The sequence below is a fragment of the Kribbella qitaiheensis genome (genome assembly GCF_014217565.1).
Taxonomy (GTDB): Bacteria; Actinomycetota; Actinomycetes; order Propionibacteriales; family Kribbellaceae; genus Kribbella; species Kribbella qitaiheensis_A.
In genome coordinates, this window is record NZ_CP043661.1 from 488,774 (window position 1) to 508,911 (window position 20,138).

At 67.2% G+C, this 20,138-nt stretch carries 20 protein-coding genes and 1 pseudogene; 8 read left to right on the top strand and 13 right to left on the bottom strand.

Annotated features, from left to right (window positions below; translation table 11 throughout):
- Positions 1–25: 25 nt before the first annotated feature.
- Positions 26–409: a RidA family protein gene (locus F1D05_RS02225; RefSeq protein WP_185445765.1), complete on the top strand. Its 384-nt coding sequence runs from the start codon at positions 26–28 to the stop codon at positions 407–409.
- Here F1D05_RS02225 and F1D05_RS02230 read toward each other — a convergent pair.
- From F1D05_RS02230 to F1D05_RS02240, 3 genes are all read right to left on the bottom strand, one after another.
- Complete coding sequence (locus F1D05_RS02230) at positions 401–1,201, bottom strand: GNAT family N-acetyltransferase (RefSeq protein ID WP_206686048.1); 801 nt, start codon at positions 1,199–1,201, stop codon at positions 401–403. The genes F1D05_RS02225 and F1D05_RS02230 overlap by 9 nt on opposite strands.
- 56 nt (positions 1,202–1,257) lie before the next feature.
- Positions 1,258–1,755 (bottom strand): GNAT family N-acetyltransferase, encoded by a 498-nt coding sequence (locus F1D05_RS02235; RefSeq protein WP_185445767.1) that lies wholly within the window; start codon positions 1,753–1,755, stop codon positions 1,258–1,260.
- A gap of 199 nt (positions 1,756–1,954) precedes the next feature.
- The gene (locus tag F1D05_RS02240) at positions 1,955–2,536 is read right to left on the bottom strand and encodes a TetR/AcrR family transcriptional regulator (RefSeq protein ID WP_428994990.1); all 582 of its coding nucleotides are present in this window, start codon (positions 2,534–2,536) and stop codon (positions 1,955–1,957) included.
- Between the two features lie 138 nt (positions 2,537–2,674).
- On the opposite strand from F1D05_RS02240, the gene F1D05_RS02245 reads away from it, so the two are divergent.
- Complete coding sequence (locus tag F1D05_RS02245) at positions 2,675–3,397, top strand: alpha/beta hydrolase (RefSeq protein WP_185445770.1); 723 nt, start codon at positions 2,675–2,677, stop codon at positions 3,395–3,397.
- Between the two features lie 144 nt (positions 3,398–3,541).
- On the opposite strand, the gene F1D05_RS02250 is transcribed toward F1D05_RS02245, so the two are convergent.
- Positions 3,542–5,098: a hypothetical protein gene (locus F1D05_RS02250; RefSeq protein ID WP_185445771.1), complete on the bottom strand. Its 1,557-nt coding sequence runs from the start codon at positions 5,096–5,098 to the stop codon at positions 3,542–3,544.
- Between the two features lie 171 nt (positions 5,099–5,269).
- Here F1D05_RS02250 and F1D05_RS02255 point away from each other — a divergent pair, with 171 nt between their 5' ends.
- Positions 5,270–8,275: an AfsR/SARP family transcriptional regulator gene (locus tag F1D05_RS02255; protein ID WP_185445772.1), complete on the top strand. Its 3,006-nt coding sequence runs from the start codon at positions 5,270–5,272 to the stop codon at positions 8,273–8,275.
- 35 nt (positions 8,276–8,310) lie between these two features.
- Here F1D05_RS02255 and F1D05_RS02260 read toward each other — a convergent pair whose 3' ends face one another.
- On the bottom strand, positions 8,311–8,571 hold the full coding sequence (locus tag F1D05_RS02260; RefSeq protein WP_185445773.1) for a hypothetical protein: 261 nt from the start codon (positions 8,569–8,571) through the stop codon (positions 8,311–8,313).
- Between the two features lie 271 nt (positions 8,572–8,842).
- Here F1D05_RS02260 and F1D05_RS02265 point away from each other — a divergent pair.
- Both F1D05_RS02265 and F1D05_RS02270 read left to right on the top strand, forming a co-directional pair.
- Positions 8,843–8,947 (top strand): annotated as a pseudogene (locus F1D05_RS02265) (aldo/keto reductase); the annotation flags it as partial.
- Positions 8,948–9,038: 91 nt separating this feature from the next.
- Positions 9,039–9,443, top strand: coding sequence for a cupin domain-containing protein (locus F1D05_RS02270; protein WP_246486374.1), 405 nt, complete (start codon positions 9,039–9,041; stop codon positions 9,441–9,443).
- A gap of 10 nt (positions 9,444–9,453) precedes the next feature.
- Here the strand turns inward: F1D05_RS02270 and F1D05_RS02275 are convergent, their stop codons facing one another.
- The 8 genes from F1D05_RS02275 to F1D05_RS02310 all read right to left on the bottom strand — a co-directional run bounded on the left by F1D05_RS02275 (position 9,454) and on the right by F1D05_RS02310 (position 16,860).
- Positions 9,454–10,044 (bottom strand): GNAT family N-acetyltransferase, encoded by a 591-nt coding sequence (locus F1D05_RS02275; RefSeq protein ID WP_185445774.1) that lies wholly within the window; start codon positions 10,042–10,044, stop codon positions 9,454–9,456.
- 76 nt (positions 10,045–10,120) lie between these two features.
- Positions 10,121–10,786, bottom strand: coding sequence for a dihydrofolate reductase family protein (locus F1D05_RS02280; RefSeq protein WP_185445775.1), 666 nt, complete (start codon positions 10,784–10,786; stop codon positions 10,121–10,123).
- Positions 10,786–11,292, bottom strand: coding sequence for an SRPBCC family protein (locus tag F1D05_RS02285; protein WP_185445776.1), 507 nt, complete (start codon positions 11,290–11,292; stop codon positions 10,786–10,788). The genes F1D05_RS02280 and F1D05_RS02285 overlap by 1 nt, the downstream gene beginning before the upstream one ends.
- Positions 11,276–11,638, bottom strand: a complete 363-nt coding sequence (locus F1D05_RS02290) for an ArsR/SmtB family transcription factor (protein WP_185445777.1) — start codon at positions 11,636–11,638, stop codon at positions 11,276–11,278. Before F1D05_RS02290 ends, F1D05_RS02285 begins: the two co-directional genes overlap by 17 nt.
- Before the next feature lie 82 nt (positions 11,639–11,720).
- Complete coding sequence (locus tag F1D05_RS02295; protein WP_185445778.1) at positions 11,721–12,584, bottom strand: alpha/beta fold hydrolase; 864 nt, start codon at positions 12,582–12,584, stop codon at positions 11,721–11,723.
- Positions 12,585–12,701: 117 nt separating this feature from the next.
- Positions 12,702–13,391 (bottom strand): hypothetical protein, encoded by a 690-nt coding sequence (locus F1D05_RS02300; protein WP_185445779.1) that lies wholly within the window; start codon positions 13,389–13,391, stop codon positions 12,702–12,704.
- 197 nt (positions 13,392–13,588) lie between these two features.
- Positions 13,589–15,190 carry a DHA2 family efflux MFS transporter permease subunit gene (locus F1D05_RS02305; protein ID WP_185445780.1) on the bottom strand — a complete coding sequence of 534 codons (1,602 nt, stop codon included), beginning with the start codon at positions 15,188–15,190 and terminating at the stop codon, positions 13,589–13,591.
- Positions 15,191–15,294: 104 nt separating this feature from the next.
- Positions 15,295–16,860: a DUF4139 domain-containing protein gene (locus tag F1D05_RS02310; protein WP_185445781.1), complete on the bottom strand. Its 1,566-nt coding sequence runs from the start codon at positions 16,858–16,860 to the stop codon at positions 15,295–15,297.
- 271 nt (positions 16,861–17,131) lie between these two features.
- On the opposite strand from F1D05_RS02310, the gene F1D05_RS02315 reads away from it, so the two are divergent.
- The 3 genes from F1D05_RS02315 (at position 17,132) to F1D05_RS02325 (ending at position 20,073) form a co-directional block, all read left to right on the top strand.
- On the top strand, positions 17,132–17,539 hold the full coding sequence (locus tag F1D05_RS02315; RefSeq protein ID WP_185445782.1) for a hypothetical protein: 408 nt from the start codon (positions 17,132–17,134) through the stop codon (positions 17,537–17,539).
- An 80-nt stretch (positions 17,540–17,619) separates the two neighbouring features.
- Positions 17,620–18,633, top strand: coding sequence for a GNAT family N-acetyltransferase (locus F1D05_RS02320; protein ID WP_246486375.1), 1,014 nt, complete (start codon positions 17,620–17,622; stop codon positions 18,631–18,633).
- A gap of 822 nt (positions 18,634–19,455) precedes the next feature.
- On the top strand, positions 19,456–20,073 hold the full coding sequence (locus F1D05_RS02325) for a class I SAM-dependent methyltransferase (RefSeq protein ID WP_185445783.1): 618 nt from the start codon (positions 19,456–19,458) through the stop codon (positions 20,071–20,073).
- The last annotated feature ends 65 nt before the right edge of the window (positions 20,074–20,138 follow it).

A 20,138-nucleotide genomic window follows, 5' to 3' on the forward strand; every position in this document is an offset into this window, starting at 1 on the left:
TCGATCCGGGATCTACTGTCAGGCGATGAGCAAGCAGATCATCAGGACCGACCGCGCCCCCAGTTCGCCGTTGTACAGCCAGGGTGTGCGGGTCGGGTCGACCATCTACGTGTCAGGCACGGTCGGTATCGATCCAGCGACCGGCCAAATGGCGGGTACGACGATCCAGGAGCAGACGCGGCAGGCGTTCCGCAACTGCGAGGCGATCGTCGAGGCCGGCGGCGGCAAGCTGGCGGACGTAGTACAGGTGACCGTGCTGCTCACGAATCCTGACGACTTCGCCGGGATGAACGAGGAGTACGCGAAGGTCTTCTCGACCGATCTCCCGGCCCGGGCGGTCGCCAAACTCGGAGTGGTACTGCCGAACGTCCTGATCTCGGTCATGCTGACAGCACAGCTCTCAGACTGAGGGCGTCGGGTCTGGGTGCTTGACGAGGATCGCGCGGGTGTAGAGGAGGCTGAATCCTCGGCGTTGGGCGTTTTGTTGTGACCTTGATGCGGGCTGGGTGGTGATGACTCCGACCTCGCAGCCGGCGGTTGCGGCGTCGGCGAGACGAGCCGACAGGAGCGCGGACTGGATGCCGTGGTGGCGGTGGGCGGGAGCTGTCGCCGCGCCGGCGAACTGGGCGATGCCTTCTGCTGTCCGTAGCCCGGCGCCGCCCGCGATGGCGCCGTTCCGCAGCGCGATGTAGCGAGCGATGTCTGCCGTGGCGGCATCGCGTTCGGCGGTCAGGTAGGTGTCGCGGGGAAATTCTTCGCGCCACGGAACGCCTTGGGTGTCAGGGACGGCGACAGCGTCGGCCATCAGGTTGAGCCAGATGTCGAACTCGTCGTCGCCGCTGGGCCGGATCTCGACGCCGTCCGGGGTGACCGCGTCGTACTTGTCCTCGATCGCGATGCCGAGCACGTTCTCGAACGACTCCAGTCGATAGCCGCGCTCGGTGAGGGCGAGGGCGATGTCCGGGTCGGCGAGATGGGGAAGCTCTACCTGTACCGGTGCGCCGAGGGCGGCGTACGCGCGTTCGATCTCGTCGAGTTCGGCCGCGGTCGGTACTCCACCGAAGCCGAGCCCGACGACCTTGTTGAACGGTGAGTCGTCATCGGCGAAACTCGCCAGTCCGCCGGCGACGGGGATGACGAAGCCGCTGCCCGTACGGCGATGAGCCGCGCGCGCCGCGGTCTCGATGAGTACTTTCTCCACCCGCTCGATTCGCTCGGCCAGGGCGACATCGCAGAACAGGGGTGATTGGTCGTTGTTCAGAGCTGGTGAGGTTCACTTTCAGACTTCGGGCGTGCGGGGAGAGGTTGGTCCAGCCAGACGCGGTCCCGCAGGGGGACCCCGTCGATGATGATCGTTTCGGCGTAGCCGGTGTCGGGGGTGAACGCGTCGCGCTCGATGCGAAGCATGCGGAAGCCTTGCCGCTGATAGAAGCGCAGATTGCCGGTGTCGGCCGCGGCGGTCGCGACCAGCAGCCGTACCGCGGCGCGTTGTTCGCAGTACCGGATGGCCGCGGCGACCAGCGCGCGGCCGATTCCCGTACCGCGGCGGCTTTCGACGATCGCCATGCTGTTGAGCTCGAACGCCTGCTCGCCGCTTGCGATCAACTGCAGCTGACCGACGAGTTCGCCGTCCTCCTCGGCGACGAGCACCTCACCGAGGTTCAGGTACTTGTCGATCTGCGAATCCGAGTCGTCAGCGAGCCGGAACAACGGTCGCAGCGGCTCGCGGTCACCGTCGTACGGGCCTATCACCATTCCACCACCGTCCCACGCAGGGCCCGCTCGGCGCGCGTCCTTATTGTGCTGGCGGACCAGAGCCGGGTTCGTCTGGCGGCTCCCGGCTGCTGAGGGCCACGTGCTGACACACGGCCCGGACGACGGGGCAGATGATGTTGTGAATCTGTTCCGTCAGGACGAAGCGGACTTCTGAGGGACGGCGCGCGGGGTGCGCGGGTCAGTCCCGGCGCAGGCCGGCGATGAGGATGTCGACCAGGCGGCGGGCGTCGTACCGGGGGTTGTTGCCCGCCCCCGCGCAGAGGCCGCCGACCCCGCGCATGAGTTCGTAGGCATCCAGGTCGGGGCGGATCTCGCCGGAGTCGGCGGCGGTCTCGAGCAGTTGGGTGCAGACGGGCAGCAGCCGATCGAGGAAGTAGGTGTGCAGCGGGTCGAAGCAAGGGTCGTCGGACTGCAGTACGCCGGCGAGTCCGTGTTTGGTGACCAGGAAGTCGACGAACAGGCTGATCCATTGCTTCAGCGCGGCGTGCGGACTCGTGCTGCTCGCCAGGAGGGCTGGTCCGGCCTCGGCGAGGGCGTCGACCTGATGCCGGTAGACCGCCAGGATGAGATCCGCCCGGGTCGGGAAGTGCCGGTAGATCGTGGCCGTTCCGACTCCCGCCTGGGTTGCGATGTCGCGGATCGGCGCCTCCACACCGGACTTGACGAAGACAGCGGCGGCCGCCGCCAGCAAGGTCTCCTCATTGCGCTGCGCGTCCGCCCGCTTGGGCCTGGCCACGGATGGTGCGCCCGCGTCGCTCACCCGCATCGTCTCCTTCGCCTTGGCTTTACTAAACGGGACACTGTCCCGTATGTTCGATTCGGGACAGTGTCCCGTTTAACCCTATGGTCGCAGATCGAGAACCGGGCCTCCAACCGGCCCAGGTACAAGGAGCGAAATATGTCCACCTATCTGCTGGTGCACGGCGCCTGGCACAGCGGCCAAGCCTGGGACCGCGTGGTCCCGGGATTGACGTCAGCGGGCCACCAGGTGCTGGCGCCGTCGCTGACCGGCCACGGTGACAAGGCGCATCTCCTCACTCGCGAGGTAGGACTCGACACACACGTCGACGACATCGTCAGCCTGATTCTCGAGGACGACCTCACCGACGTGATCCTGGTCGGGCACAGCTACGCCGGCCTGGTCATCTCAGCCGTGGCCAACCAGCTCCCTGATCGAATCGCGGAGTTGGTCTACCTCGACGCGATGGTCCCGGAGGACGGCGAGACCGCGTGCGACGTGATGCCTGTGACCAAGCTCCTGATCGACCTCGCCGCCAAGTCCGGCAGCGACTGGCGAATCCCGCCACCCGAACCACCGTCGTCCTCGGACCTGTTCGGGGTCACCGACCCATCAGACATCGCCTGGCTACGCGCGATGCTGTCAGACGAGTCGGTCCGTTGCCTACAGCAACCAGTACGCCTGGACAATCCACTCGCGCACACAATCCCACGAACCCACATCCACTGCGTAGTAGGCGTACCAGAGGGCTACGCCCGCCGCCCCGTCCCCGCCACCCAACCAAACGGCACCCCTGCGCAAGTCTGGGAACTCCCCACCGGCCACGACAGCATGATCACCATGCCAACCGAACTAACCAACCTCCTCCTCAAACTCAGCTAGCCCACCCCTCGAAGGCCGTCGATCTCATGCATGGCCGGCCTCACCAACTCGCTCCAGTTCCAGCTAGCGCTAGCGCCGGCGTAGGAGGGGTGTGGGGACACGCCCATGGGACGACCCGGGTGGGTCGTCCCATGGGGTGGTGGGTCAGCAGTTGCCCATGCGGGCTACTCGGGTTCGCCAGGTGCCGTCTGTGCCGAAGTACTGCTGGGCGGAGATGGCGCAGTTGCCGTTGGAGGTGCCTGCGTCGATGGATGCCGATGAGTACTCGCCGTACAGCGCGGTGCTGTTGTCGCTGACCGAACCGATGAAGTACAGGAGGTCACTGGCGGACAGCGTGGTGATGGGCTGACCGGCCTGCAGTTGGTTCACGGTCAGAGATACACCCTGGCCCGCGTCGGCGTCGGTGAAGACCCAGCTGAGGTAGACGATCGGGCCGGCCGGGGAGATCCCGACGGCGATGGACGGGTTGAAGTCGTCGGTGTTGTTGCCGTGGAACGCGTCGGCGGTGATTGCCGTGTTGTTGGCGATGTTCACAGCGCCGTACCGCACGGTCGGGAAGCCACCGAAGTCGCGCACATGGGTGAACCAGATCTTGCTGCCGTCGAAGTACGGCGTCGAGCGGATGTCACCGGCCGAGCTGTCGAGACTGATCGCGTTCGGCTGCCGGGCCGGCCGCGTCGGCGCGGTGAAGGGTGCGGAGATGTCGGCCTGCAGTGTCAGCGTTGCGCCGCTACCGCCAGAGTTGCTCAGCCGGTAGAGCCGGTACCCGAACCCGGGGAGCGAGCCCAGGAAGTACGTGGACGGGCTCGGCACCATCGGGTTGCCGGCGGTCGTGACCGGAGCGACCGCGGAGGCGGTGCTGAAGGCGTTGAAGCTGAGCGACGTGTTGTTGTACAGGATGGATTTGCGCAGCCCGAAGAGGGTGAAGGTGAGGCCGTTGTTGGTGTTGCGAGTGGAAACCAGCAGGGCGTTGGCGTCCTGACCGAGGGTCGGCAGGTCCATCTGCATGTTGGCCGGGAAGAGGCTGCCCCGCATGGTGATCCGGTAGACGTTCCAGATCCCGCAGGCATCAGAGGTACGGCTCGCCGCGGCGTACATGGCGGGAATGGCGTTGCCCGGCTGGATGATCATCGTGATCAGGCTGAACCGTTTGTTGACCATGTCGTACTGCAGTCGCGGCTTGATCAGCTTGTCGCTGCTCCTGAGCAGCTGGTTGAGAGTGATGCCGCCGCCGCACTGCACGACCCCGGTCCGGTTGGTGACCTGGATGAACCGGTTGGCGAGTTCGACGATCTGGCTGGGGCTGGATGCCGCGGACGGGTCAGGCACCGTGCAGATGCTGCAGCCTTGGCTCCGGTTGATGCCGTCGAACTGGCTGGAGATGTGCGGCGCCAGGCTGGGTGCCAGCTTGCCAGTGCTGCCAGGTACGACCTTGCTGGTGCTGCCAGGTACGAGCTTGCCGGCGGCCGCGGTCTGACGGGGTGCTTGAAGGTGCGCCGCCTTGGCCGCTGCCCGGAAGTCCGAGGCCTGCGGCGTGGCACTACCGCCGCCTGTGGGTTGTGCCGCTGCCGCCGAAGGGATGCTCGCGGCCGCGGTCACGTTGTTCGCCCCGACGAGGGTCGCGGCGGTCATCACCCCGATGACCGCCAGGGCTACCGGGCGGGCAAGCCGTCTGCGACGACGGATGGAAGGAATCTGCATTGCGGTGCCTCTCTCACTGAGCGACGGCCCCCTGCCGTCGTTGTCTCAGGCTGGCGAGCAAGGCTGGAACAGCTCTGAAGCGGCGCTGAAACGTCGGCCGGACGTGGTTCGAAAGTCCCTGCGTCCAAGGGCTGCTGTCCGATACCCTGAACTTCGGGGGAGGGGGCGGCGATGCGGATTCGTCTGCTCGGAAACATCGACGTCGTTCTGGACGGTGCGGTTCTGCCGGTACCAGGGCTGCGGCGACGCGCGCTGTTGGCAGCATTGGCCTTGCAGCGAGGTGCCGTGGTCGACAAAGACCTGCTCGTAGGCATCGTCTGGAACAAGGACGCGCCTTCGACCGCCCTCAACACCCTGCAGAGTCATGTGTCCTATCTACGGGACCTATTGGGCGACAGGGGAGTGATCCAATACCGTCGCCCTGGCTACATCCTCGATGTGGAAGGCACCGACACGGATGTCGAGCTCGCCGAGAATCTCTTCGACCAGGCCGTCCGCACCACACAACTCACCGACCGTGCCCGGGACCTGCGCGCGGTCGTCGACCTGTGGCGTGGCCCAGCCCTTGCCGACGTCGCCGGGTTGCCCTGGCTCGAGGAGCAGGCCGACCGGCTCGAACACCTGCATGGCCGAGCCGGGCACGCGTTGCTGGAGACTCGTTTCGCGCTGGGTGAGCATGCCCAGCTGATGCCCGAGCTGGAACAGCATCTGCGGGACAATCCTTTCGACGAACAGATGCACGGCAATCTGATCCTCGGGTTGTACCGAGCCGGCCGGCAGGCCGACGCACTCACGGCGTACCAGCGGTTGCGCACGACCCTGGCCGAAGAGCTAGGCATCGAGCCCAGCCCGGACCTACGCGAGTTGGTTACCGCGATCCTCCGCCAGGACCCCGCCTTACTGCGGCCGCCGGAATCACTGGAGCTGTCGGGTCCGCCGATCCCTGCGCAACTGCCCGCGCCGGGTGCCACCTTCACCGGCCGGCAAGTCGACCTGGACCGACTGGACACCCTGCTTGCAACGGAGCGCGGCAGTCTGGCGATCGGCACCATCGCCGGTACGGCGGGGGTCGGCAAGACCACCCTGGCCTTGCAGTGGGCCTATCGGGTCCGCGACCAGTTTCCCGACGGCCAGCTCTTCGCGGACCTGCGTGGCTACGATGCCGGCCCGGCCGTACGGCCCGTCGACGCATTGACCGGCTTCCTGGCGGCGCTGGGTGTGGCGGGGGACCAGATCCCTGTGGACGTTGACCAGGCAGCCGCGCTCTACCGCACGATGATGGCCGGCCGCCGGATGCTCATCCTGCTGGACAACGCTCGTACTGCGGACCAGATCCGCCCTTTGCTGCCAGGCGAACCAGGGAGCCTCGTGCTGATCACCAGCCGCGATCGCCTGAGTGGACTGGTCGCCTGCGAAGGAGCCCTGCCGCTACCTCTGAACGCGCTCACCGAGGCGGAGGCGCATCAGCTACTCACCAACGTTCTCGGCGAGGCCAGGGTGATCACCGAGTCGGACGCCACTGCGGAGCTTGCCCGAGCCTGCGCTTTTCTCCCGCTGGCTTTGCGAATCGCTGCCGCCAATCTGGCCTGGCAACCACATCGACGGATCGACGACTATTTGGCCGAGTTGCGTATCGACAGGCTGCGGATGCTCACCATTGACGATGACCCCGAGCAGGGAGTCGCAGCAGCCTTCGACGCGTCGTACCAGGCCTTGACTGTCCCGGCCCGTCGCCTCTTCCGGCTTCTCAGCCTGGTCCCCGGCCTCGACCTCACCATCCCCGCCGCTGCGGCCCTGAGCGGAATCGAGGTCGCGGACGCGCAGGTTCTGGTCGGCCGGCTGGCTTCGGCCCACCTGCTTGACCAGCCGGCATCCGGCCATTACGCCTGGCACGATCTGCTGCGCGCCTATGCGGCCGATCGCTCGGACGCCGAGGATTCGGAGGCGGATCGCGTAGCAGCGAGCCGGCGTCTGTACGACTGGTATGTCGAGGCTGTGGTCGGCGCGGCAGACCTTCTCTACCCGCACATGCTCCGTCTGTCCCGGACAGCGAGTGCTCACATCTTCGCGGATCGTGCAGCCGCGCTGGACTGGCTGGACACCGAGCGGGCGAATCTGGTCGCCGCCGTACGGCAAGCGACCGTGCCCGAAGCGGCTTGTGTGCTTGCCGACGCACTGCGTGGCTACTTTCACCTACGGCGCCGCTCGACGGATTGGCTGGTCGTCGGTGAGTCCGCGCTGAATGCCGCCACTGCACTCGACGACGTCCGCGCCCAGGCGGCAGCGCGACACAGTGTCGGGACGGCTTACCGCTGTCTGGGAGATTCACCGAGTGCCCTGCAGCACTATGACGAAGGCCTGCGGTTGACCCGGCTTTCCGGCTGGCAGGAGGCCGAGGCGACCGCTCTCGGCAACCTCGGCATCGTCTATCAAGCGCAAGGGCGGCTGAAGGCGGCGGTCGGCCGGCTCACCCTGGCGATAGCGCTCGATCGCCGCATCGGCCGGACCGCGGGCCTGGCCAACAACCTCGGCAACCTGGCCGCCGTCTACCTGGATCAAGGGAGCCTGGAGGCGGCCGTCGACTGCTTTGATGAGGCGCTCGAGCTGAATCGCCGCTCAGGCAGCCGGCACGGTCAGGCTCTCGCCCTGACAGGCCTCGCGCAGGCATACAGGGAAGCGGGCCGGGTCGACGATGCGATCGACCGGTTCACCGAGGCCATGCAGTACTGCGTTGAGATCGGCGACCGCGACGGACAGGCGATCGTCCACATCGGACTCGGCGAAGTGGCCCGGGACCAAGGTCGAACCGCGGACGCCCGTGAGCACGCTCATGCAGCACTCACGCTGGCTCGAGACGGCGGCGACCCGCGTACCGAAGCGCTCGCCCTCAACCTCCTGGCCTCCGCAGTGAGCGATCCACACGAGGCACTCAGACACAACACCCGAGCTCACGAGCTGGCCGAGCGGACAACCGTGCCCCGCAGCCAGATCCAGGCCATGCTCGGACTGGCAACCGCAACCCTCCGGCTCGGCGACCTCGCCCAAGCCGGCGCCCACGCCGAACGCGCCACGACCCTCGCCACCCACTGCGGCTACCGCCTACTCGAAGCCGAAGCCCGCGCCACTTCGGCAAGGATCCATCTACGCCTTGGCGAACCCCAGCAGGCAACCGGCTAACCCAGGTAAGTCTTCCAGGCGTATCTGGTGGCTGCTCAGTTGCCGGCGGTGCGGGTCAGGAGGCGGCGGCGGAGTCGGTGCAACTGTGGCATCAGCCCGTAGATGACGATCGGTACGGCGATGGTCGCGAGGACGAACGTGCGCACGACCGGGGTGAGGGTGCCGAGCCAGCCACCGAGAGCAAGGTTGAGAACGGTCAGGGTCGGGAAGACGGCCAGCCAGATCATCAGGGCCAGCTGATGTTTGGTCGGCGGCGCAGGAATGCTGGGCAATGCTTTCGGTGCTGAAGTGGTCATGTCCCAAGGTTGGGGCCGCGGGCGGGGATCGGCTACCAAGGTTGCTGTTTGTGGGAAAGGGGCGTCAGATGAGTGCGTGCAGGACGCCTCGGCAGTGGAGATCGCGGCAGTGCTCGGTCGGGTCGCGGGCCGGCTCAAGCGAGTCCGCGGACAGCGCCGGCTGACGCTCACCCAGGTTGCGGAGGCGACGGGGACGGCCGGGGTGAAGCCGCGACGGCGCATCTACACCCTCAAACGCGAGGTACTCACCGGCGGCGAGGCGTTGGGCACCATGTCCTGGGGCCGTGACACCGACGAGCACGAAGCTCGTGAGCAGTTGGCCGCGTTCGTCGCTGCTGGCGGCACTCTGATCGATACGGCCGCGGCGTACGGCGAACCCGAACTGGGACCCGGCGAGGATCTCGAAGAGCACGCTGTCGCGGCTCGAGAACGGGCAACGGCGGCCAACTCTTGAACTTCTTCTTGCGTTGTCGCATGCCTATCGTGTCCCGCTTGACGACCTCGTCGAGGCGCCGGCCGAGGGCGATCCGCGCCTCCAGCTCAAGCCTGCTCGCATCAAGGGCAGGACCGTGATCCCGCTGACCGGGCAGCCCGATGGCGTGCAAGCCTGGAAGATCGTCATCCCGACCAGCAAAGTCACTCCAGAGCCACGGGCACATGACGGCTACGAGTGGATCTACGTGCTGTCCGGCCGCATGCGTCTTGTGCTCGGCGACCAGGACTGGGTGCTCGGACCCGGCGAGATCGCCGAGTTCAGCACCCAGCTGCCGCACTGGTTCGGCAGCACAGGAGACGACCCCGCGGAGATCCTCAGCATCTTCGGCCGCCCCGGCGAACGCATGACCATCCGAGGAACCCCACCCCAGGCATAGCGATCGAAGCTCAGCGGTCGTCGGGGGCGGGACGCAGGTCGAGGCGCATGAGGATGCGAGGGTGGCCGGCCAGGACGGAGGTGGTGTCGGCGGCCTTGGTGAAGCCGGCGTGATCGAAGTTCTTCCGGAGTCCCGCGTACGCCATCGTCAGGTCGACCTTGGCGTCGCCGTTGTCGAGTGGGTACGCCTCGATCACCGGTGCGCCGTGGTTGCGGGCGAACTCGACAGCGCCGCCGATGAGGCTGTGCGAGATGCCCTGCTTGCGGTGCCCGGGCCGTACGCGGACGCACCACAGCGACCAGACAGGTAGATCATCGACGTGCGGGATCTTGCGGTTGCGGGCGAACGAGGTCTCCGAGCGTGGTGCGATCGCGGCCCACCCAACCGGGACATCGCCGTCGTACGCAAGCACTCCGGGAGCCAGCTCGGCTCGGCACAGTCCAGCGACATACTCGCCCCGGGCGGGACCGCGCAGCTCATTGTTCAGCTTGGACGGGATCCGGTAGCTAAGACACCAGCACACGTTCGACCCAGGCGACTTCGGACCGAGAACGGCGCGCACATCCTCGAAAACCACAGCCGGTCGAACCTCAATACTCATCACCCCACAATTCCACAATTCCAAAGCTGGCCGACGGTGCGGGGACATGCCGGCAACGCGTGCTGTGGAGCGCGGGCTAGCGTTTTGCGGGGGTGTAGGTCAGGTGGGTCACCCGGGATGATGCGGCCGTGTGGGTCTGGGCCAGGGCGAGGCGGTCGGGGTCCACACGGTCGAACAGGCGGATGCCGGTGCCGAACAGGACGGGCGCGAGGGTCACCGAGAATTCGTCGACCAGGCCGGTGTCCAGGTACTCCTGAATCGTCTCGGCGCCGCCGGCGATGCGCACGTCGCGGTCGCCGGCGGCTTCGCGAGCCTGGAGCAGTGCGCTCTCGATGCCGTCGTTGACGAAGTGGAAGGTAGTGCCGCCCGGCCGCTCCCACGGGTCACGCTTGGTGCGCGTGACGACGAACACCGGGGTGTGGAACGGCGCATCCTCCGGCCAGGCCAGCTCGCCGGCCTCGAACATGCGCTTGCCCATGACGCTCGCGCCGGTCCGCTCGTACGTCGCCCGGGCGACGTCGTTGTCGAGTCCTTCCTCGCCGCCCTCTCCGAGCTTGAGGTTCTCCCGGAACCAGCGCTGCGCGAGCAGCCACGCCTGCAGCTCCGACCACTTCGCCATCCAGCGCTGGACCTTCGGGTCGTTCTGACCCCCGGGCGAGAAGACGTCCTCGACGGGTACGGCTTCCGGCGCCATGAAGCCGTCCAGCGACATCGTCACGCTGAAGAACACCTTTCCGGCCATCAGCTTTCCGCTCCGTTCCGGGTGAGTTCGGCGACGTACGCCGCCAGGTTGCGCAGGGTCTGCTCGCCGCCCTCGATCGCGTGGTACTTCTCCGCGGCCTCGTCGCGTAGTTCCTTGGTGCGGAACACCGTGCGCATCACGATCCGGGTCCGGTCCCCGGCCGGCTCGAAGGTCAGGAGCGACTCGAAGGTGTTCGGGTCGTCGCGGGATTCGCCGTGCAGCAGCGCGATCCGCTCCGGCGGGACGATTTCCCGCCAGGTGATCCACTCCTGGTAATCGGTCCCGTCCGGCCCGTGCATCACGAAGTCCCACACCCCGCCGACGCAGAACTCGAAGGACCGCGTCTTGGTGCTGAAGCCCTCCGGTCCCCACCACCGCGACAGGTGCCGGAGTCCTGTGAACGCCTCGAACACAAGCTCCCGCGGGGCGCCGATCACCCGGGAGATCACGATCTCGCGGTCCGCGGTCGCCTGCGCGGGCTCGCCACCGCTACTGGTCGTCGTCATCGTGTGGTCCCTCCTGCCTTGCCTGCTTCAATTCCTGTACGTACTCGTCCAGCCGGTCGAAGCTCTCGCTCCAGAACCGCTCGAAGCCGCCCACCCACTCGTGGATCGGCCGCAGCCCGCGGGCGTCCAGGTCGTACAGGCGCTGCTTGCCCGCCCCGCGGACCCGCACGAGCCCGACCTCCCGGAGGACCCGCAGGTGCTTGGACGCCTGCGGCTGGGTCATCCCCAGGTCCCGCGCCAGGTCGGTCACCGGCCGTTCGCCGCCCCGCAGCAGCACCAGGATCTCCCGCCGCTGCGGTTCGGCGATCGCGTTGAACGCGTCCGAGGTCGTGGCCGCTCGTGCCATGGCGCCATCATATGCCCATATCGGAATGCGTCAATCCTCTTCGCACCACAGGACGGGCTGTCCGCACTATTTCCGGCGGAGGTCAGGCTGTGGCGAGTTGGGCGACGATGGTGTCGATGTTGCTGATCAAGGACAGGTGGCCTTCGCCGGGGACCAGGTGGGTGGTTGCGCCGGCGACGTGCTCACCGAGCCAGCGCCCGTGGTCTCGCGGGACCATGCGGTCCTGGTCGCCCTGCCAGATCGAGACGGGCACCTTGATGGCGGCCAGGTCGACGCCCCAGTCGGTGAGGAACGCGAGGTCGTCGTCGCGCCAGCCGTCGTACCCGCAGGAGACGGCGGCACGACAGGACTCGGCCAGGTAGCCCGCGAGGCCGTTGTTCAGGGCGGCCTGATCGACTGCGGACAGCAGGTCGCCGAACGCGGCGACGACGTCGTCGGGCCGGACATCCTTCAGGCCGGCGCTCGCCGCGGTGAGGAATTCGTCGAGTGCTTCTTTGCCGGTCGCCGCAGCCCCGAATTCGGAGAGGTTGTCCTCGCCCATACCGGCAAGCCAGTCGAGCCCTGCGGCGTCGTACGGCGCCACGCCCGCGATGATCGCCGCAGCCCGGCATCGGTCCGGAAGTAAGGCCGCGCAGGCGAGTGCGTGTGGACCGCCACCCGACCATCCCAGCGTGACGAAGTCATCAGCACCGACAGCGTCGAGCAGCGCTGCGACGTCGTCCGCTACGTCGGCCACCCGGCGACCCGGCTGCGGACTGCTGTCGCGATAGCCCGGTCGACTGTGCGTGACAAAGCGCATCCCGTGCCGGGCGGCCGCCTCGGCGACGGGCCCCAGGACCATGGCGACACCCGGCGTGCCGTGGTGCATCACCAAGGGCCGCCGACCGGCCGGCCCCTCGACCAAGTACTCCAGAACTCTGCCACCGCTGACTTCAAGTCGTTCCACTAGGCGATCGTAGGCCCGGCGGGGCAAAGGGATGCGCGTGAGCGGAGGCGATATCTGTACATACTTCACACAGAAAGAATCCCTCCCCGAAGCCGATTCAGGGTCGAGGCCGCCTGGTCAGCGAAGTACGGCCCAGACGGTTTTGCCGCCGGTCGTGGTGGGTGACCACCCCCAGGAGGCCGAGAGTGCGGTGACGATCCGAAGGCCGAATCCGTTGGTGGATGGCTGGTTAGGGATTGTTTCGAGCTGCATCGGCGGCTCTGGGGCGAGGTCGGTCACGGCGACGGTGAGCAGTCCGCGGCGTAGCTCCAGCCGGTGGATCAAGTCGCCGCCGGTGTACCGCAGGGCATTGCTGACGAGCTCCTCGCTGACTGCGGTCGCGTCTTGGGTCAGGTTCGCGCAATCCCACGTCGTACAGGTCTGGCGGACCTGGCGACGGCCGGCCGGAGCGCTCTGCAAATCGTGCGGCAAGACCCTGAGTGTCAGCCGGCGGAGCGGAAGGTCTCTTGCCGCGGTCATGGCCTCGGCGAGCGTTGAGGCGATCCGCAGGTACCGCTCGAGCGACCGGGATCGTAGTCGCTGCTCCATTTCGGGAGCTGCGACGAGCAGCAGCGGCACCCCGGACCACAACGCTGCTTGCCGTGCGACCACGGCGAAGATGCTCAACGTGTGCACTTGGCCGACCTGTAACCGCGCCAGGTCGACCAGAACGGCTTGCGGCTGATCAGCAAGGCACTTCAGCAGAGCATCTCGCAACTGAGGCGCCGTGGAGACCGAGAGCAACCCAACAGGGGCGACGATCGTCATCTCGTCGTGTGCACTCAACCCGATCTGGAGTGCAGTCGGCGGAGGCCCGGAAGCTGGACGAGATTCCCGATCGGGCATGGCGAGTCGCCTACTTAAGTTGTGTCCGTCTCTTGACCCACCGTCGCACGGATGCGCCCCGCTGTCACCGGCGCATAACTTGAGTACCTTCGAGGGACACCCATCGCCTCAAGCTGCGGTCAGTTGACCGTTGCTGGTGGGACGCCGTCGCTCTGGAGGACGGGTTTCTTCTCGCGCCTGCGGGGGAGCATCAAGGCCGGCACCAAGGTGAGGCAGACCAGTGCCCAGGCGACCCAATAGGTGTGGGAGAAGGCTGTCGCGGCGTCGACCAGTCCGCGGCCGATGGATGCGGGGTCGAGGTGGAGCCGCGCAAGACTGTCCGGCCGGGTGTTGGAGAGGATGGCGGCCTGAGTCTCGCGGAGTCCATCGCCCACGCCGGGGACGCCTTGCGTACCGGGGATGATCGGCGAGTTGTTGAGCTGGTTGGTGAGGATGACCGACATCGTCGCGACCCCGCAGGACGAGGCGATCTGCTGGCTGATGTTGAGCAGCGTCGACCCGCGCGCGACCTGGGGACCGGACAGGGTCCGCAGCGCCGTCGTGAACAACGGCATCATCGTGCCGCCCATCCCGAAACCCATCACGACCAGCATGGCGATCAGGACGGGGTACGGCGTGGTCGCGGTGATCTGGGTCAGGCCGAACATACCCACCACGATCAGCCCGATCCCGAAGGGCACGATGCGGCCCACCGGGATCTTGTCCACCAGTCGCCCGGCGATCGGCATGGTCACCATGGCGCCGAGTCCCTGTGGCGCCACCAGGAGACCCGCATGCAGCGTGGACTCGCCACGGATCTGCTGGAAGTAGGTCGGCACCAGCAGCAGCCCGCCGAAGAAGGCCGCGGCGAACAGGAACATCGTGATGATCGAGATGGTGAGGTTGCGATCGCTGAACAGCCGCAGATCGAGCAGCGGGTGCGCCGGCCGGAAGGAGTGCCAGACGAACGCCGCCATCAGTAGCACCCCGGCCAGTACCGAGATCCACACCCGCGGCGCGGTGAAGTCACCGCCCTCGGCGGGAAGCGAGGAGACACCGAAGAGGAACAGCGCGAGCCCGGGAGACATCAGCGCCAGTCCGAGGAAGTCCAGCGACTCCGACCGGTGGGCGGTGTCCGGCGCCAGCGCGAACCAGGCGTAGACCAGCGCGGTCGCACCGAGCGGGACGTTGATGAGGAAGATCCAGTGCCAGCTCGCCACCTGGATCAGCCAGCCGCCCAGGATCGGCCCCAGGATCGGGCCGAGCAGCATGGGTACGCCGAGGATGGCCATCAGCCGCCCCATCCGGCGGGGTCCCGCGGCCTGGGTCATGATCGTCATGCCGAGTGGCATCAGCATGCCGCCACCGAGCCCCTGCAGGACACGGAAACCGATCAGCATGTCGATGCTCGACGCGGTGGCGCACAGAGCCGATCCGGCCGTGAAGAGGAAGATCGCGCTCATGTAGAGCCGCTTGGTGCCGAACCGATCGGCCGCCCAGCCGGTCAGCGGGATGACGGTGGCGAGCGCGAGCGTGTACGCCGTGACCGTCCAGGCGACGTGGGAGTAGGCGATCGGGCCGTCGGCCGAGCCGAACTCGTCCTGGAAGGTCGGCAGGGCGACGTTGACCACCGTGATGTCGAGGATCGACATGATGGCGCCCAGCACCACCACGCCGGCGATCTTCAGAACGGCCGCATCGATGTTCTCGGGATAGTCGGACCGGGTCGCTGGCTGGCTCACCGTGGTCTCCCCCTGAGCGCGAGATCTGATCGCCAACGAGCGTACGCGCGACCTCCGGCGGGCACGAGCACATTTTCGATGCTCGCGTCCGCCGCCGCCTGGGTCTATTCGCGCCAGCCGGTGAGTTCGACGGACTTGCCGGTGTCGACCCGGAAGGCGAGCTTGATGGCGATCTCGGCCCCGGCGGCCAGTTCGAGCTTCCAGGTGAGTACGCCGAGGTCGGTGGTTTCGGCCGGCTCCGGTACGGCGGTGATCGGCCTGACGGTGATCTCGTGGTCGCGTGGTACCGGCACTTGATCGAGCACCGTGATCCGGGCCTGGCGCGGGGTGTGGTTCTCGATCTTGGTCTCGTACTCGACCTCACGCCGGCGGGTCGACCCGAGCGTCGCCTTGCCGGCGGTACGGCGTACCAGCTCGCGCTCGACGCGGATCCGGTCGTCCAGACCGAGGGCGAGCTCGACGTCTTCGCCGGGAGCCCACATCGGCAGCGCGGCCGAGCCGACGAAGTCCGCCTCGTGGAAGACAGCGGCCCTTCCGGCGGGCAGCGTGTGCGTTGACGAGTTCACCACCGTGGCCCGCAGATGGACGTCGGCCGACCGGACCGGCGCGGTGATGTAGTCCAGCTCGGTGTCGAGGTCGACGGACGCGATCGTCGTACGGTGTGAGGCTCCGTCCGCGGGCACGGCAACCGGTCGCGGCGGGCTGTAGGTCGCTGCTGTGATGCCCTGTTCGACAGTCGCGACCAGGTCGGCGAAGGGGGGTGCCGCAACTGACTCAAGGCTCTGCGCGCCGAACGAGGCCGGTCTGGCAACGTCACGACTCAGCGGGGCGCCGGCCGGCGCGACCGGTACCGGCGGGTGGTAGCGATCGAGGTACCAGGGGTCTAGCTCGGGCACCTTCGCGGTCACCATCGGGCGCGCGGTCGACAGGGTGAGGTCGCACTCCGGCCAGTCCTCGCCGGTGTGCTGGGTGATCAGGCCGTACCAGCTGAGGGTCAACTGGTCACCCGTGAGACGGACGTCGTACGAGCTGGTCCAGCCGGCGCCAGGCACGACGTACGAAAGCTCGATCTCCACCTCCGCCTCGGATTCCAGAGCCAACCCGACAGCAGCCGAGCGGCGGTCGGGAGAGCGTTGCGCCGCGATCGCGGCAAGCCGGCGGTCGGCAGCCGCAAGGCGTTCCTCGGCCTCGTCCCGCTGCTTGGCCAGCCCCCGGCGCTTCGCCCGTACGGCGGACAGCCGGCCGGCCAGCGACTCGGTGAACTCACCCAGGTCGAGGCTCGCCTCGCCGGCTGCAAGGGTCCGGGCGAAGGTGCCGCCGGCCCGTCGGCCCAACTGTGCCAGGAACTTGTCGAGCTGGACCTGGACCTCATCGGCATCGGTCAACTCGTCGACCTCGGCCTGGGCCTCGACGCGTTGGCGCGTCAGCTCGGCCACGGTTTCGTCCGGCGCCTGCGGATGATGCCGCATTGCCACGTCCACGCCGAGCACAGTGGCCGGTCCGCGGCCGGAGACCCGGACAGAGTCTTCCTGCAAGGCAAGGGGCAGCGACTCGACGTACACGGTCTGGTCGCCGGCCGGCGCGCTGATCCTGCCTCGCCGGGTGATCCGGGCCCGGTCGGGATAGACCACCACGGCCACGATCGGTGCGTCCACTACGAGTTCGCTCATCTCCCGACAGTAGCGGCGTCCGGGCCGGATCCCCCTAGGCGCCCACCTGCCCCGAGGCGATGCGTCCAACCCACCCTCGGCTGGCCCCGGAGACCTCGTCTGCGAGCGACACGCATTGCCCGCTGAAGCGGTAAAACTCTCACTACAGTGAGTAGTTGCTGGTAGGTGAGGTGGCGACGTCGGGGGAGGGGCAAGCGCTTCGAGGTGAGGTGGCAACGATTCCATCAGAATCCGAGCTCGTTGAGGGGACGCCGTGATTGATGCTCGACTTGTGGCCGTTCTGGTTGCCGATCGGGTGACGGGGCGCTTCGCCGACAAGACACGCGAGGTCGCCAGGTACGTACAGAAGGTGGACGGGCGGGTCGAGATCGTCTTCACCGGCCGCTCCGGATCGTACAAGTACGGCCCGGAGCGGGTGCGGATCGTCGCGCCGGTCGAGCGTGTTCGCCTTGGCGAAGGTCGGTTGGTCGAGGTCGACGGCGCCATCTGGGAGACCGCGACGGAGGTCTGCACCTTTCACGGCCCGGACGGGGCGTGGTCACGTGTCTTCTACTCGACGGGGCAGGGTGAAGCGCGCCGCAGCCGACCGGCGGCGCAGGTGCGGATCGTCACGGATGCTGCGGGTACCTCGAGGGTCCCTTCGCCTTCGGCCTGGTCCGCCTGCTCCGGCGCGAGCTGAAATCCGCCTGACGGTTTCCCGGCCGATCGATAACTTTGATCACCGCGGGCGCATCTAGTAGGTGTCCTGAGGGGGGCAACGTGAATTCTCACACCATCAGTCCTGCCCATGTTCGCCTACCGATCCGCACCGCTGCTGTACTGCCCGACGGCTACACCGTGCGTCCTGCTGAGCCTCGTGATGCCGAGTCGCTCTTCGGACTGCTCTCGGCTTACAACACGGCGGTGGTCGGATTCGCCGACTGCACGCTGGAAGCCGTTGCCGACAGCCTTGTCGAGCCCGGCATCGACCATGTGACCGATAGCTGGCTGGTGCTCACTGGGGACGGGGTGCTGGCGGGGTACGCGTCGGCGTTCGGCAAGGGTGACCTCCAGGTGATCGGCATCGAGGTGACCTCGCAGGACCCGTCGGTGGCCGCCTGGCTGTTCGACCGGGCGATGTGCCGCGCCCGGGAGATGGGACGCGATCGCGGCCATCCCGAGATCACCGTCGATCTCTGGAGCTACCGGGCCGACGAGTCGCTGGCCGCTCTGCTGGCGGACAACGACATCACTGCCTGTACGACGTACCACCGGATGCGGCTCGACCACACCGGACCCGTCGCCGCGCCCAACCCACCCGCGGGCGTCGTAGTACGCCGCGGCGCGCATGACGACGCCACCCGCTGGGCTGCTCACGAAGTCATCATCGACAGCTTCCGCGGCCAGTTCGGCTTCGTCCCTCGCCCGCACGACGAGTGGGTCGAGGCGCTCGAGGCGAGCTCTATGTTCGCCTGGTCACAGCTGATTCTGCTAGAGATCGACGGGCGGGCAGTTGCCGTACGCACGTGCTTCGACGATTTCATCGAGTCCGACAACTGTGGCTACGTCGGCATGCTCGGCGTAGTCGAAGAATTCCGGGGGAGGGGATTGGCGAAATTCCTCCTCCAAGACTCCTTCGCCGCCGACGCGGCCGCCGGTCGAACCGGCACGATCCTTAACGTCGACACCAACAACCCGACCCCGGCACTCGGCCTCTACACGTCAGTCGGCATGACCCCCACCCTCGTCCTCAACGGCTGGCGCCGAGTCGTACCCACCGAGCCGGCTAGCTGATCGCCAACAACCTCCACGAGATCCGCCACCACGCGAAGTAGGTCCAGGCCCAGTAGGGCTCGGGGCTAGGTGAGTTTGAGGACTCGGGCTGATGGTTCGCCGGATGGTGCTGTGACGGTTAGTAGGTCGTCGTACCAGGTGAGGGACCAGCCGTCGAGGGAGGCTGGGAAGAGCGGGGCGATCGTGCCTGTGGGGAGCTGGAAGGTGATCTGGGTCTGGTCTCCGGAGCGGTGCCAGAGGGTTAGGTAGCGGGGGTTGGGCCGGCCAGGCCGAGTGCGACCCGTTCGTCGGTCCAGTGCGTAGTCCGACTGGCCAGAACGGCGTGGTGTGTTCGAGTTCCGGCAGGATGGCGCGGTGGGCCGCCAGGGCCGATCGGACGAGTTCGAGTTCGTCGGCGGTCATCCTGTTCAGGTGGCCGGACAGGTACATTCGGCCGAGGATGCCGTTCACCAAGCAGAAGGTGAACTCTTCGCGGGACGTGCCGTTCCGCGGATAGGCCCAGTTGCCGGCCTGTTCGGGAAGGACGGAGGCAGGTGCCGCCGCCGCGATCGTTGCGTACAGCAATGGGTCCTGCTGGTCCGAGGTCGACTGCAGATGCAACCGGGACAGCATCGCGTAGTCCATCCGCATCGCGCCGGACGCACAGTTCCCAGCAGCAGGTCGGGGTGCCGGGCATGATCCCTGCCCACGTACATCCCCACAGGCGAGTAGCCCAAAGCAACGACCCACCATCCCGCGCCATGGTCGAGGAGCTTCCTTGACAAGACGAGTGTTGTCGGCGTCCTATCAGAGGTAAGTCATTGGGGGAGCTGAGCGGAGACGATGGGCATTTACAGGAATGCGGTGCTGCCGCGGCTGATCAATGTTGCGTGCGGCGTCAAGTCGGCGCGGCCGAACCGTGAGCGCGTCTGCGCCGGGCTGGCCGGCGAGGTGGTCGAGATCGGCTTCGGGACCGGGCACAACGTTCCGTTCTACCCCGCGGCGGTCACTGGCGTCGCGGCGGTCGAGCCCGCGGATCTGGCCTGGAAGCTCGCGGCGAAGCGGTTGGCAGACAGTGGCGTGCCGGTGCGGCGATCGGGCCTCGACGGGCAAGTGCTCCCATTCCCTGATGACACTTTCGACGCTGCCCTGTCGACCTGGACCATGTGCACGATCCCCGACCTCGACGCTGCGTTGTTCGAGCTGCGGCGCGTACTGCGGCCGGGTGGCACGCTGCACTTCCTGGAGCACGGGTATGCGCCCGACGAATCGGTGGTGCGCTGGCAGCACCGGTTGGAGCCGATGAACAAGCGGCTGTTCGGCGGCTGTCATCTGACCAGGAGAATCGACGACGCCGTACGAGCTGCCGGGTTCGACATCGTCGAGCTCGACCAGTTCTACGAGGAGGGGGCGCCCAAGCCGATGGGGGCGCTCAATCTCGGAATCGCCACCTCCGCCTGACCTACCCCCGGCCAGCTCGATCAGCCTGGCCGAGACGCCGTGTTACTTACGGGCTGCCAGACGAC

What these genes read in the sequence shown, in the direction of transcription:
- F1D05_RS02225 (WP_185445765.1), top strand. Translation starts at nt 26, where the DNA reads ATGAGCAAGCAGATCATCAGGACCGACCGCGCCCCCAGTTCGCCGTTG.
- F1D05_RS02235 (WP_185445767.1), bottom strand. Translation starts at nt 1,755, where the DNA reads ATGGTGATAGGCCCGTACGACGGTGACCGCGAGCCGCTGCGACCGTTG.
- F1D05_RS02245 (WP_185445770.1), top strand. Translation starts at nt 2,675, where the DNA reads ATGTCCACCTATCTGCTGGTGCACGGCGCCTGGCACAGCGGCCAAGCC.
- F1D05_RS02250 (WP_185445771.1), bottom strand. Translation starts at nt 5,098, where the DNA reads ATGCAGATTCCTTCCATCCGTCGTCGCAGACGGCTTGCCCGCCCGGTA.
- F1D05_RS02255 (WP_185445772.1), top strand. Translation starts at nt 5,270, where the DNA reads ATGCGGATTCGTCTGCTCGGAAACATCGACGTCGTTCTGGACGGTGCG.
- F1D05_RS02260 (WP_185445773.1), bottom strand. Translation starts at nt 8,571, where the DNA reads ATGACCACTTCAGCACCGAAAGCATTGCCCAGCATTCCTGCGCCGCCG.
- F1D05_RS02275 (WP_185445774.1), bottom strand. Translation starts at nt 10,044, where the DNA reads ATGAGTATTGAGGTTCGACCGGCTGTGGTTTTCGAGGATGTGCGCGCC.
- F1D05_RS02280 (WP_185445775.1), bottom strand. Translation starts at nt 10,786, where the DNA reads ATGGCCGGAAAGGTGTTCTTCAGCGTGACGATGTCGCTGGACGGCTTC.
- F1D05_RS02285 (WP_185445776.1), bottom strand. Translation starts at nt 11,292, where the DNA reads ATGACGACGACCAGTAGCGGTGGCGAGCCCGCGCAGGCGACCGCGGAC.
- F1D05_RS02290 (WP_185445777.1), bottom strand. Translation starts at nt 11,638, where the DNA reads ATGGCACGAGCGGCCACGACCTCGGACGCGTTCAACGCGATCGCCGAA.
- F1D05_RS02300 (WP_185445779.1), bottom strand. Translation starts at nt 13,391, where the DNA reads ATGACGATCGTCGCCCCTGTTGGGTTGCTCTCGGTCTCCACGGCGCCT.
- F1D05_RS02310 (WP_185445781.1), bottom strand. Translation starts at nt 16,860, where the DNA reads ATGAGCGAACTCGTAGTGGACGCACCGATCGTGGCCGTGGTGGTCTAT.
- F1D05_RS02325 (WP_185445783.1), top strand. Translation starts at nt 19,456, where the DNA reads ATGGGCATTTACAGGAATGCGGTGCTGCCGCGGCTGATCAATGTTGCG.